The 12,625-nt window shown below is 62.8% G+C and carries 11 protein-coding genes; 10 read left to right on the top strand and 1 reads right to left on the bottom strand.

Features of this window, described 5'->3' with window-relative positions; translation table 11 throughout:
• Window positions 1–39: 39 nt before the first annotated feature.
• The 8 genes from ilvN to NKJ88_RS22630 all read left to right on the top strand — a co-directional run bounded on the left by ilvN (window position 40) and on the right by NKJ88_RS22630 (window position 9,273).
• Window positions 40–612: an acetolactate synthase small subunit gene (ilvN, locus tag NKJ88_RS22665; protein ID WP_023668352.1), complete on the top strand. Its 573-nt coding sequence runs from the start codon at window positions 40–42 to the stop codon at window positions 610–612.
• A gap of 99 nt (window positions 613–711) precedes the next feature.
• On the top strand, window positions 712–1,308 hold the full coding sequence (locus tag NKJ88_RS22660; protein WP_023682076.1) for a LysE family translocator: 597 nt from the start codon (window positions 712–714) through the stop codon (window positions 1,306–1,308).
• A gap of 225 nt (window positions 1,309–1,533) precedes the next feature.
• Complete coding sequence (locus tag NKJ88_RS22655) at window positions 1,534–2,829, top strand: efflux RND transporter periplasmic adaptor subunit (RefSeq protein WP_352445558.1); 1,296 nt, start codon at window positions 1,534–1,536, stop codon at window positions 2,827–2,829.
• A complete protein-coding gene (locus NKJ88_RS22650) occupies window positions 2,826–5,987 on the top strand; it encodes an efflux RND transporter permease subunit (RefSeq protein ID WP_352445556.1) in 3,162 nt (1,053 codons plus the stop codon). Before NKJ88_RS22655 ends, NKJ88_RS22650 begins: the two co-directional genes overlap by 4 nt.
• A 64-nt stretch (window positions 5,988–6,051) precedes the next feature.
• Window positions 6,052–6,657: a nitrile hydratase subunit alpha gene (gene nthA / locus NKJ88_RS22645; protein WP_352445554.1), complete on the top strand. Its 606-nt coding sequence runs from the start codon at window positions 6,052–6,054 to the stop codon at window positions 6,655–6,657.
• Window positions 6,654–7,313 carry a nitrile hydratase subunit beta gene (gene nthB, locus NKJ88_RS22640; protein ID WP_352445553.1) on the top strand — a complete coding sequence of 220 codons (660 nt, stop codon included), beginning with the start codon at window positions 6,654–6,656 and terminating at the stop codon, window positions 7,311–7,313. The genes nthA and nthB overlap by 4 nt, the downstream gene beginning before the upstream one ends.
• The gene (locus tag NKJ88_RS22635; RefSeq protein WP_352445551.1) at window positions 7,300–7,674 is read left to right on the top strand and encodes a nitrile hydratase accessory protein; all 375 of its coding nucleotides are present in this window, start codon (window positions 7,300–7,302) and stop codon (window positions 7,672–7,674) included. Before nthB ends, NKJ88_RS22635 begins: the two co-directional genes overlap by 14 nt.
• A gap of 471 nt (window positions 7,675–8,145) precedes the next feature.
• Window positions 8,146–9,273 (top strand): ATP-dependent DNA helicase, encoded by a 1,128-nt coding sequence (locus NKJ88_RS22630; protein WP_023682070.1) that lies wholly within the window; start codon window positions 8,146–8,148, stop codon window positions 9,271–9,273.
• A gap of 34 nt (window positions 9,274–9,307) precedes the next feature.
• Here the strand turns inward: NKJ88_RS22630 and NKJ88_RS22625 are convergent, their stop codons facing one another.
• On the bottom strand, window positions 9,308–9,727 hold the full coding sequence (locus NKJ88_RS22625; RefSeq protein WP_023682069.1) for a SpoIIAA family protein: 420 nt from the start codon (window positions 9,725–9,727) through the stop codon (window positions 9,308–9,310).
• Window positions 9,728–9,839: 112 nt separating this feature from the next.
• Here NKJ88_RS22625 and NKJ88_RS22620 point away from each other — a divergent pair, with 112 nt between their 5' ends.
• Together NKJ88_RS22620 and NKJ88_RS22615 are read left to right on the top strand one after the other, a co-directional pair.
• Entirely contained in the window at window positions 9,840–10,580 is a 741-nt protein-coding gene (locus tag NKJ88_RS22620) for a pyridoxine 5'-phosphate synthase (RefSeq protein ID WP_023702989.1), read from the top strand.
• Between the two features lie 77 nt (window positions 10,581–10,657).
• On the top strand, window positions 10,658–12,571 hold the full coding sequence (locus NKJ88_RS22615) for a potassium transporter Kup (RefSeq protein ID WP_023823130.1): 1,914 nt from the start codon (window positions 10,658–10,660) through the stop codon (window positions 12,569–12,571).
• Window positions 12,572–12,625 lie beyond the last annotated feature (54 nt).

Raw genomic sequence — 12,625 nt, 5'->3', positions numbered from 1 at the left:
AACAGAGAATTAGCTCAAAGTCTGAAATCGAGACATGTCATGAACGCACAGCTTCAACCGACCGGCTCCGCCTATTTCATCGCCAAGGAAACGGAAAAGCCGGAGAACCACACGCTCTCCGTTCTGGTCGACAATGAGCCCGGCGTGCTTGCCCGGGTCATCGGCCTGTTTTCCGGCCGCGGTTATAACATCGAGAGCCTCACCGTCTCCGAGACCGAACACGAGAAGCACCTGTCGCGCATCACCATCGTGACGCGCGGCACGCCGCATGTGCTGGAGCAGATCAAGCACCAGCTCGAACGCATCGTGCCGGTGCATCGCGTCGTCGATCTCACCGTGCGCTCGCACGAGTTCGGCCAGGAGCGGCCGCTGGAACGCGAGTTGGCGCTGGTCAAGGTCGCCGGCACCGGCGAAGCCCGCGTCGAGGCGCTGCGTCTGGCGGACGCTTTTCGCGCTTCGGTCATCGACGCCAACACCGAGCACTTCATCTTCGAGATTACCGGCAAGGGCTCGAAACTCGACCAGTTCATCGCCATCATGAAGCCGCTCGGCCTGGTCGAGATCTGCCGCACCGGCGTGGCGGCGATGAACCGCGGCCCGCAGGGGATGTAGGCCTTCATGCGCGCGGCGCGGCGCTTTGGACCAATGGAATGAGGTTGAGTCCAGCGCCCTGTCGACTTAAGTCAGCATTGCTGACCTTTGTGAGCCGTCATGACCCTCGACGCTTTCCTTGCACTTTTGGTCTACGCCTTCGTGACCTCGATCACGCCGGGGCCGAACAACCTCATGCTCTTGGCGTCGGGCGTGAATTTCGGCCTCGTCAGAACCATTCCGCATATGCTGGGCATCAGCATGGGTTTCCTGGTGCTGTTGCTTGCTGTCGGCTTTGGCCTGGGCGCGGTGCTGACGGCGTTTCCGGCCCTGCACACCGGATTGAAGATCGCCGGCGCTGCCTATCTGCTCTATCTCGCCTGGAAGATCGCCATGTCGCGCTCGCTGTCCAGCAAGGGTGAGACGGAGGCACGGCCGATGCGCTTCATCGAGGCAGCCGCATTCCAGTGGGTCAATGCGAAAGCCTGGGTGATGGCGATCACCGCCATGGCCGTCTACTCCAATCCGGACCACCCGTTCCTGTCGGTGGCGCTGATCGCGATCGCCTTCACCGTCGTCAACCTGCCGAGCGTCTCGGTGTGGGCCGGCTTCGGCACGGCGCTGCGCGGGTTCCTGTCGGATCCGGTGCGGCTGAAATGGTTCAACATCGCCATGGGCGTGCTCTTGGCGGCGACGCTCTGGCCGATGCTGAAATAGACGCATCCGGCCTGAAATCTCAACCGCATCCTGGCTGGTTTTCCGACTGCTGAGCCGGCTGCATAGTCATTGTGCAGTGCACATTAAATCTTCGTAATGCCGTGTTTTGGCCCTTTTCCGACAAATGTGCGTCCTATCTACTTCGGCGAGATCGCGGCAAGGCGCCGTGATTGGGTAGAATGAGACCACCGGGTTCGGCGTGTCGGATCATAGGGCTTTTAGTCGATGCGCGGTAAAGTCGTTCTGGCGGTGGTGGTGGCAGCGGCCTGTGTCGCCGCGGCATGGGTCTATTTTTCGCCGGCGGCGATGAGCAGTCTGCAGCAGATGCTGCCGGGCGCCAGGCAGGCGGCAGCAACGGACAAGCCGGCTGGATCGGACAAGGCTTCGGCCGACAAGGCAGGGGGCAAATCCGGCGCCGGCGGCAATGCCGCCCGTTCGGCCTCGATCGTCTCGGCCACCGCGACAACGGCCGATTTTCCGATCCGCCGTTACGCCATCGGCTTCGTGTCGTCGCCGGCCGTGGTCAACATCAACGCCCGCGTGTCCAGCCAGATCGTATCGATCGACGTCAAGGACGGCCTGATGGTGAAGGCCGGCGACCTTTTGTTCTCGCTCGACGACAGGGCGCTCAAGGCGCAGCTTGCCAAGGATCAGGCGACGCTCGCCAAGGACCAGGCCCTGCTAACCAGTTCGGGCTCCGACCTTCAGCGCGCCAAGGATCTCGTCGCCAAGCAGGCCGGCACGCAGCAGACTTACGATCAGGCGGTGGCGGCGCAAAAGGCTGCCGCGGCGACGGTCGATGCCGACAAGGCGACGATCGACGCCGACAATGTCCAACTCGGCTTTGCCAGCATCAAGGCGCCGATTGCCGGCCGGCTGGGCGCGGTCAACGTTTCGGTCGGTGACCTGGTCACCTTGAGCAACGGCAACTCGAGCGCGGCCACGCCGCTGGTGACGATCACCGAGATGGATCCGCTGCAAGTCAACTTCAATCTGCCGGAGAGCAACCTGGCGCTGCTGCACAAGGCGCTGGCCAACCCGCAGCAAGGCGCGGTGACGCTGACCAAGGATGGCGATCCGACGCCGATCGGCAAGGGCACGCTCGACTTCGTCGATTCCAGCGTCGACACCGCGTCCGGCACCATCGCGACACGGGCGAGCATTCCCAACGCCGATCTTTCACTGTGGCCCGGCCAGTATGTGAATGTCGTGCTCGACGCCGGCATCATGCCGCAGATGACATCCATCCCGACCGTTGCCGTGCAGCCCAGCCAGAAGGGACCGTTCGTCTATGTCGTCAAGCCCGACAACACGGTCGAGATGCGCCCCGTTCAGGTGGCGCTGACCGAAGGCGAAAACAGCGCTATCAGCGAGGGCGTCAAGTCAGGCGAGAAGGTTGTCGTCGAGGGCCAGACCAGGCTGAAGGACGGCGCCAGCGTGCATGAAGGCAAGGCAACTGCCGGCGGTCAGGCAGCGCCCAAGGTGGCGGAAGCCGACAAAGCGGGCGGAGCTGCCCAATGATCTCCGAATTCTGCATAAGAAGGCCCGTCGCGACGCTGCTGATGTCGTTCGCCCTCGTGCTCGGCGGGCTGTTTGCCTACAAGTTCCTGCCGGTTGCGGCGCTGCCGAGCGCCGAATTCCCGGTCGTCAACGTCTCGGCCAACCTGGCCGGCGCTTCGCCTGAAACCATGGCGACATCGGTGGCGACGCCGCTGATCAAGCAGTTCGCCACCATTGCCGGCATCGATTCGATCTCCACCAGCAATTCGCTGGGACGCACGTCCATTGCCATCCAGTTCGTGCTCAACCGGGATATCGACGCGGCGGCCGCCGACGTGCAGGCGGCGATCGCGCGCACGCAGCGGCAACTGCCGCCGGAGATGACGTCGCCGCCGAGTTATCGCAAGGTCAATCCGGCCGACGCGCCGATCCTTTTGATGTCGCTGGTCAGCGACACGGTTCCGCTCACCGACCTCGACGCCTTCGCCGAAAACGTCATCTCGCCCTCGCTGTCGACCATCGACGGCGTGGCGCAGGTGTCGATCTTCGGCCAGCAGAAATATGCGGTGCGCGTGCAGATCGATCCGACGGCGCTGGCGGCGCGCGGCATTTCGATCGACCAGCTGCAGACGGCAATCGCGTCGGCCAACTCCAACACGCCGCTCGGCGTCTTGCAGAACGACAAGCAGCAGCTGACCATCACGGCCAATACGCAGCTCACCGATGCCGCCGGGTTCTCCAACCTCATCATCGCCACCAAGAACGGCCATCCGGTGCGGCTGGGCGAGGTGACGCGCGTCATCGACTCGGTCGAGACCACGACGACTGCAAGCTGGTATGACGGCACGCGCGCCATCATCCTGGCGGTGCAGCGCCAGCCCGACGCCAACACGGTCGACGTCGTCGACAAGGTCAAGGCGATGCTGCCGTCGTTCAAGGACCAAATGCCGGCCGCCGCCGACATCAAGCTGCTCAACGACCGTTCGACCTCGATCCGCCAGGCCGTCGACGACGTCCAGTTCACGCTGCTTCTGACCATCGCTTTGGTGGTGATGGTGATCTTCGTCTTCCTGCGCCGTGTCACTGCAACCATCATTCCGGCCGTGGCGGTGCCGATCTCGTTGATCGCGACGCTGGGCGCCATGTTCCTGTTCGGCTTTTCCATCGACAACATCTCGCTGATGGGCCTGACGCTCGCCGTAGGCCTCGTCGTCGACGACGCCATCGTCATGCTGGAAAACATCTTTCGCCATATGGAGGAAGACGGTCTCTCGGCCTTCGACGCCTCGCTGAAAGGTGCGCGCGAAATCGGCTTCACCATCATCTCGATCTCGATCTCGCTGGTGGCGGTGTTCATCCCCGTGCTTTTGATGGGCGGCGTCATCGGCCGCATCTTCAACGAATTCGCCGTCGTGGTGACGGTCGCCATCCTGGCTTCGATGTTCGTGTCGCTGACACTGACGCCAATGCTGTGTTCGCGCCTGCTGTCGGTGACCAAGGCCGATCGCGACAAGCATGCCCCCGGACACAAGCAGGATATCGTCACCCGCGGCTACGACCGGCTTCTGACATTCTGCCTGCGCCACACTTTTCTGGTGTTCCTCGTCTTCGCCGGCACGGCGGCAGCGTCAGTGTGGCTGATCGAAGTCTCGCCGAAAGGCTTTTTCCCGCAAGAGGATATCGGCCAGGTCTCGGTGACGACGATCGCCAGGCAGGACATCTCCTACGACGCCATGGTCAAGCTGCAGAACCAGGCGGCAAGTGTCTTCTCGCGTTCGCCCTATGTCTCGCATGTCGCCTGGTCGGCCGGCGGCGGCAACAATGCGCTGAACCAGGGACAGCTCTATGTGCAGCTGAAGGACAAGAGCCAGCGGCCCGACATCGACAAGGTGCTCGGTGATCTCAGGCGGCAACTGGCCACTGTGCCGGGGATCGATGCCTATATGCAGCCGGTGCAGAACCTGCGGCTTGGCGCGCGTTCTTCCGCCAGCGCCTACCAGCTCGTCGTTCAGGGCCTCGATACCGGCCTGACCGACACATGGGCGCAAAAGCTCAACGATGCGATGGCGGCCGATCATGCGAATTTCACCGACGTCACCAGCGATCTGCAGAACAATTCATTGCAGGCGACGCTGGTGGTCGATCGCGACAAGGCGGCGTCGCTCGGCATCGACACCGACACGCTGCGCTCCAGTCTCTATGGCGGCTTCGGCACGGAGCAGGTCTCGACGATCTTTGGCTCGGCCGACAGCTACGAAGTCATCATGGAGCTCGATCCCAACATCGAATGGTCGCCCGAGCGCATGCTGGCCATCCAGGTCAGGACGGCAAGCGGCAGCCTGGTGCCGCTCGGCGCCTTTGCCCGCGTCGACCGCACCGCCGGCGCGCTGACGGTCAACCAGCTCGGCCAGCTGCCCGCGGTGACCATCTCCTACAACCTGCCGCAAGGCGTGGCGCTGGGCGACAGCACGGCCCGCATCGCCGCGCTGAAGGAGCAGATCGGCATGCCGCCGGCGATTTCGACCAGCTTTGCCGGCACCGCCAAGACCTTCCAGGATTCGCTGGCCAATCAGGGCCTGCTGATCGGCGGCGCCATTCTGACCATCTATATCGTACTCGGCATCCTCTATGAGAGCTTTATCCATCCGCTGACCATTCTGACCGGCCTGCCTTCGGCGGTGCTGGGCGCCGTGGTCGCGCTGCGCTTTGCCGGCATGGACCTGTCGGTGATCGCGGTGATCGGCATCCTGATGTTGATCGGCATCGTCAAGAAGAACGGCATCATGATGGTCGACGTCGCGCTGGAGCTGCGACGAGAAGGCATGTCGGCCAAGGAGTCCATACACAAGGCGTGCCTGATGCGTTTCAGGCCGATCATGATGACGACGTTGGCGGCGCTGATGGGCACGTTCCCGATCGCGCTCGGCACCGGCGCCAGTGCTGAGCTGCGCCAGCCGCTCGGTGTCGCGGTGGTTGGCGGTCTCCTGGCGTCGCAGGCGCTGACGCTGTTCGTCACCCCTGTCATCTATGTCTATTTCGAGAATTTCTCCGGCTGGCTGGTGAGCTTCTTCTCTTCGAAAAAGAACAGGCCGGAGCTGCATGCGGTCGAGAGCGGCGAGCAGGCCTCGCTGTTCGCTCCCGAGGATCGGCTCGAGCCGCAAAGGGCCGCCGCCGAATAGGCGATAGCCCGTGGCCCAAGCTGTCATGCTTGCGGCCGCGTGCCGCCGATCCTAATCTGAGGTCATGTCCCATGATCATGACCACGACAATGAGCTCGACCCGTTTGCGGCGCGCGTGCGCGCGCTGGAGACCATCCTCACCGAAAAAGGCCTGATCGATCCGGCGGCGATCGACGTCATCGTCGACACCTACGAGACCAAGATCGGGCCGCGCAACGGCGCCAGGGCGGTGGCGAAAGCCTGGAGCGATCCGGCCTTTGCCGAGTGGCTGAAGCGCGACGCGACTGCGGCGATCACCTCGCTGGGCTACACCGGCCGCCAGGGCGAGCACATGCAGGCGGTGTTCAACACGGACGAGACGCACAACCTCGTCGTCTGCACGCTGTGCTCCTGCTATCCGTGGTCGGTGCTCGGCCTGCCGCCGGTCTGGTACAAGGCGCCGCCCTATCGCTCGCGGGCGGTGATCCATCCCCGCGGCGTGCTCGAAGAGTTCGGGCTGACCTTGCCGGCGGAGAAAAACATCCGCGTCTGGGATTCGACTGCCGAACTGCGCTATCTCGTGGTGCCGATGCGGCCTGGCGGTACCGAAGGCTGGAGTGAGGACCAGCTCGCCGAACTGGTGAGCCGCGATGCGATGATCGGCACGGCGGTGGCGAGAGAACCGGCATGAACGGGCCGCAGGATCTCGGTGGGCAGATGGGTTTCGGGCCGGTCGCGCCCGAAAAGGACGAACCGTATTTTCATGCGGATTGGGAGAGGCGGGCGCTCGGCGTGACGCTGACTGCCGGCGCCATGGGCGCGTGGAACATCGACGAGAGCCGGCACGCCAGGGAATCGCTGCATCCGGCCGTCTATTATTCCTCGAGCTACTACCAGATCTGGATCAAAGCGCTCGAGGTGCTGCTGAAGCGCCATGGCTTCGTCAGCGAGCGCGATCTGACGGAGGGTCGGGCGGTCGATCCGGCGGCGACGCCCAAAAGGGTGTTGAAGGCCGAAAACGTGCCGGCGGTACTGGCCAAGGGAGGACCTTGCGACCGGCCGGTCGAGACGGCGCCGCGCTTCAAGGCCGGCGATCCGGTGCGGACAAGGAATTTCAATCCCACCGGCCACACAAGGCTACCGCGTTATGCGCGCGGCAAGCACGGAGTGATCGAGGCCGTGCGTGACGGTTTTGTGTTCCCCGACAGCAACGCGCATGGCAACGGTGAAAACCCGCAATGGGTCTATACCGTGGTCTTCGATGGCTCGGAAATCTGGGGCGAGGGCGCCGACCCGACGCTGACCGTCTCGATCGATGCCTGGGAGAGCTATCTTGAGCCGGCCTGAAGGTGCATTGCCGGCGGGTCTGGACGAACCGGTATTCGCCGAATCCTGGCAGGCCGAAGCCTTCGCCATGACGGTGGCGCTGCATGACAAGGGCCTGTTTTCGTGGAGCGAATGGGCCGATGCGCTGTCGGCGCAAGTGAAGAAGCCGGGCGCCGCAAGCGACGGCCACGACTACTACGAGCATTGGCTGGCTGCGCTGGAGACGCTGCTGGCGGCCAAGGGCGTCGCGGGAAAAAGTGACGTCGACACGCTCGCCGCCGCCTGGGAACGCGCCGCGCATGCAACCCCGCACGGCAAGCCGATTTTGTTGGAGAACGATCCCGGGCCGACCAGAGGTAGCGGCGGCGGCGCGAACATATAGTCCGCCTGTGGTTGGTGTTTGAAATCTGGCGGCCGATACAACTAATTTTCGACGACCATGCCTTCGTCGTCCCCATAGACAAACGCCTCAACGACGGCGAAGCGGCCACGGTTTTTGGAAATGGCGACGAAGTCGTTGTCAGCCAAGTGGAGGATCACTTGCTCGTCGCTGATGGTAACACGTTCTATGGTTCTGGCATTTTCGTCACTCAGACAGGCCGTGACCTCGGTATATATCGCGAACCCTGGTGTCTGCGCCGATCTGCATCTCGATCATGTCCGTGATAGTGGCATTGCCCGATCTAGGTTCAAATGCCTGAATTCAAATCGTTCGTTATCCGCCTGCATGTTCACTTTACGTTCGCATTTGCGCCTGCTAGTTTGTCCCGTTTAAGGTGAGGCAATCCCATCGTTTTAAGCGGTGGTTGGCACCAAGCTTGTCTTTCTCTCGCGAATCCGGTCTGTCGAATCGATGGAATTCTCTCCCCAACAGGATGAGGCGTTGAAGGCGGTGGCGCGCTGGCTGAAAGAGGGCCGGCCGCAGGTCTTCCGGCTGTTCGGCTATGCCGGCACCGGCAAGACCACGCTGGCGCGCTATTTTGCCGAGCATGTCGACGGGCAGGTGCAGTTTGCCGCCTTCACCGGCAAGGCGGCGCAGGTGCTGCGTTCCAAGGGCGCGGTCAATGCCCGCACCATCCATTCGCTGATCTACCGGCCGAAGGGCGAGGAATCGGTGTCGGACGAGGTGACCGGCAAGACCTCGATGTCGCCGACCTTCTCGCTCAACCGGCAAAGCCCTATTTCACGGGCGAAGCTGGTGGTCATAGACGAATGCTCGATGGTCGACGAGCAGCTTGGCCGCGACCTTCTGAGTTTTGGCACGCCGATCCTGGTGCTTGGCGATCCGGCGCAGCTGCCGCCGATCTCGGGCGGCGGCTTTTTCACCGAGCATGAGCCGGATGTGCTCTTGACCGAAATCCATCGCCAGGCGCGCGACAATCCGATCATCCAGCTGGCGCTCGACGTGCGCGAGGGCCGCGAGTTCATGCGCGGCGACTACGGCAGCGCGCAGGTCATCGGCAAGGAGGACGTCACCCAGGAGTTGGTGCTGAAGGCGGACCAGGTGTTGGTCGGCACCAACCGAACACGCCGCCGCTACAATCAGCGCCTGCGCGAGCTGAAGGGTTTCAATGCCGATTATCCGCAGGCCGGAGACAAGCTGGTCTGCCTGCGCAACGACCCCGCCAAGGGCCTGCTCAACGGTTCGCTGTGGAAGGTAATGACCTCGTCGCGCGAAACGGTGAAGCCGGGCATCAACCTTCTGGTCTCGCCCGAGGAGGACGATCCCGACCGCGGCGTCGCCAAGATCAAGCTGCTCAAGTCGGCTTTCGAGGATCCGGACGCCGATATCCCCTGGCAGCAGAAGAAGCGCTTTGACGATTTCGACTATGGCTACGCGCTGACCGTGCACAAGGCGCAGGGTTCGCAGTGGAACGATGTCGTGCTGTTCGACGAGAGCTGGGCGTTCAAGGAAACCCGCCAGCGCTGGCTTTATACCGCCATCACGCGGGCGGCAGAGCGCCTGACGATCGTTAGATAGCTGGCGTTAGATAGCTGGCGTTAGATAGCCGGCGTCAGGTAGCAGCCGGCGCAGCAGGGCTGAGTGGCGTCGCACCCAGCCATTGCCAGGCATCCGCTTCATCCTCGGCCGCGAAGTGCCTGAACTCGATGGGTGGCGAAGCCGGAAGGAAGTTCCGCGCATCCGCTATCCAGTCGGGCTCACCGATCGTCGCGCACCGGGCGATATGCTCTAGCGCATGAACCGTACCTTGTTTCAGCGTCTCGTCGTCCATATCGATCCAGTCGACGCCCTCATGGTCGACCAGCCGCACCAAGACGTCGATCCTCGGGTGCAGCGCGTAGGCAGCCTCCAGCAATCCGAACAGATTTTCGCCGTCGGCGGCCGATACATGGCCGACGACGTCGATGGCGAAAAGGTCCTCACGGTCGGTTTCGAGGCGGCGGATCGCGGGCACGGATTGGAGAAAATTCATTGGCTGGGTTCCCCCTTGCGAGCAGATGTCATCACTGGAACACCCGAAAGCCCCTGTCTGTTCCCATCAAAGGCAGTATAGATGCGCTGCACAAACAGCCGGACCTCACGCCATGCCCGCGAAACTCTCGGTCAATCTCAACGCCATCGCCATGCTGCGCAACCGCCGCGACCTGCCGTGGCCAAGCGTCACCGGGCTCGGCCGCCTGGCGCTGGCGGCCGGCGCGCACGGGCTGACGGTTCATCCGCGGCCCGACGAGCGCCACACCAGGCATTCCGACCTGCCGGAGATCCGGGCGCTGATCGACGACGAGTTTCCCAAGGCGGAGTTCAACATCGAGGGCTACCCGACCGAGGATTTTCTGGCGCTTGTGGAAAGGCACCAGCCGGAGCAGGTGACGCTGGTGCCCGACGATCCGGCGCAGGCGACATCAGACCATGGTTGGAACTTTGCCGCCGAGGCGGCGTTCCTTAACCCGATCGTCAAGCGTCTGAAAAAAGGGGGCTTCCGCGTGTCGTTGTTTTCCGATCCGGATCCCACCGGCGTCAATGCCGCGCGCGACACCGGCGCCGACCGCATCGAGCTCTATACCGGGCCCTACGGCAGCTACCATTCCGATTCCGCCAAGGCGCGGAAGGAGCTGGAAAGATTGGGAAAAACCGCGGATGCCGCACTCGCCGCCGGGCTCCAGGTCAATGCCGGGCACGATCTGGTGGTGAACAACCTTCCGGCATTGGCAAAGCGCATTCCGGCATTGGCCGAAGTGTCTATCGGACACGGGTTGACAGCCGATGCGTTGGAGTATGGCATGGCCGGCACGGTGGGGCGGTTTCTGAAGGCTTGCGGTTGGTAGCGGTGGAAGGCTCGTGTCGAAGGTGATATCGCATGACAGCAAGCAAGGCGCACCGCGCGGTGATCGGGGAGTAGTCGATGGCTCTTTCCAGCATCGGTAGCGAGGCTGAACCCGTCGAACAACCGAACCACTCCCACACTGAACAGCACAGCACCAAAGTTCTGATGCTGGGCGCGCTTGGCGTCGTCTACGGCGATATCGGCACCAGCCCGATCTATGCCTTCCGCGAGGCGCTTCACGCTTCGCCTGGTACCGACACGCGTATAGATGTCCTGGGCGTGCTGTCGCTGATCGTCTGGGCGCTGACGATTATCGTCACCATAAAATACGTCGCTTTCGTGCTTCGCGCCGACAACAAGGGCGAGGGCGGCACGCTGTCCCTGATGGCGCTGGCGCGCAGCGCCTATCCAAAAGGCGCCAAGCTTATCCTCGGCATCGGACTTTGCGGGGCGTCGCTTTTTTTCGGAGACGCTATCATAACTCCGGCCATTTCCGTGCTGTCGGCAGTTGAGGGCCTGGAAGTGGTGACACCGACGCTGGAGGCCTATGTCGTTCCGATCACCTTGGTCATCCTGGCATTTCTGTTCTCCGTGCAGCGCTTCGGCACGGGGAAGGTGGCGGCAGTATTCGGGCCGGTGACGGCGCTATGGTTCCTGGCCATCGGCGTTTCCGGGCTCTACCACCTGATGGATGATCCTTCGGTGCTGTTGGCGATCAACCCGTATTATGCGATCGCCTACTTAGCCGGCACGCCGACCGCCGCTTTCGTGACCGTTGGTGCAGTGTTCCTGGCGGTAACGGGGGCCGAGGCGCTTTATGTCGACCTTGGACATTTCGGGCGCAAGCCGATCGTGCTCGCGTGGTTTTCCGTGGTGTTTCCTTGCCTGCTGCTCAACTACTTCGGCCAGGGCGCCTTTGTATTGGCGAATGGCGGCAGGCCGACCAATCCATTCTTCGAGATGTTGCCGGATTGGGCGCTGATGCCAATGGTCGGCTTGGCAACGGCCGCCACCGTGATCGCCAGTCAGGCGGTGATCTCGGGTGCTTTTTCGCTGGCACGTCAGGCAGTGCAACTCAACCTGCTGCCCCGCATCGAGGTGCAGCACACGTCCGAAATGCAGAGCGGCCAGATTTATATGCCGCGCGTCAACCTGCTCATCGCCCTGGGAGTGATGCTGCTGGTTGTCGGCTTCGGCAGCTCGAGTTCGCTGGCTTCCGCTTACGGAATTTCGGTGACCGGCGAGATGCTGATGACAACCATTCTGCTGTTCGTTGTCATGCGCAATTTGTGGAAATGGCAGCTTGGGCTCGCCCTGGCATTGGCGCTGCTGTTCGGCACCATCGACATGGGTTTCTTCCTGGCGAATGTCGTCAAGATCGTGGAAGGCGGATGGGTGTCAATATCCGTTGCCTGCCTCATGGGGCTGATCATGACCACCTGGATACGCGGCAGCCGCTATCTGTTCGACAAGACCCGGCGCAACGAAATCCCGCTCGATTTCCTCGCCGGCAATCTGCTGAAGAAGAAGCCGCAGCTGGTGTCCGGCACCGCCGTGTTCCTGACCAGCGATCCGCAAAGCGCGCCGACAGCGCTGATGCACAGCCTGAAGCACTACAAGGTGCTGCACGAGCAGAACGTCATTCTGTCGGTGGTCACCGCACCGCAGCCGCTGGTGCCCGACAGCGAGCGGGTCAAGATGGAGACAGTCAACGAGTTGTTCATGCGGGTGACGCTGACCTTCGGCTATATGGAGCAGCCCAACATTCCGCGCGCGCTGGCGATCTGCCGCAAGCAGGGCTGGAAGTTCGACATCATGACGACGTCGTTCTTCCTGTCGCGGCGCTCGCTCAAGGCATCGCCCAATTCCGGCATGCCGGTGTGGCAGGACAAGCTGTTCATCGGGCTCGCCCGCTCGGCGGCCGATGCGACGGAGTATTTCCAGATCCCGACCGGACGTGTGGTCGAGATCGGCACGCAGGTGGCGATCTGAGGTTTCCGGCAGCCTTTGACGCCACGCACCGGTCATTGCGGGGCAAGCCCTGCG

The sequence above is a fragment of the Mesorhizobium sp. M0016 genome (assembly GCF_040324035.1).
Taxonomy (GTDB): domain Bacteria; phylum Pseudomonadota; class Alphaproteobacteria; order Rhizobiales; family Rhizobiaceae; genus Mesorhizobium.
Note: the sequence above shows the minus strand (reverse complement) of the source record. Positions and strands in the feature narration are given on the sequence as shown.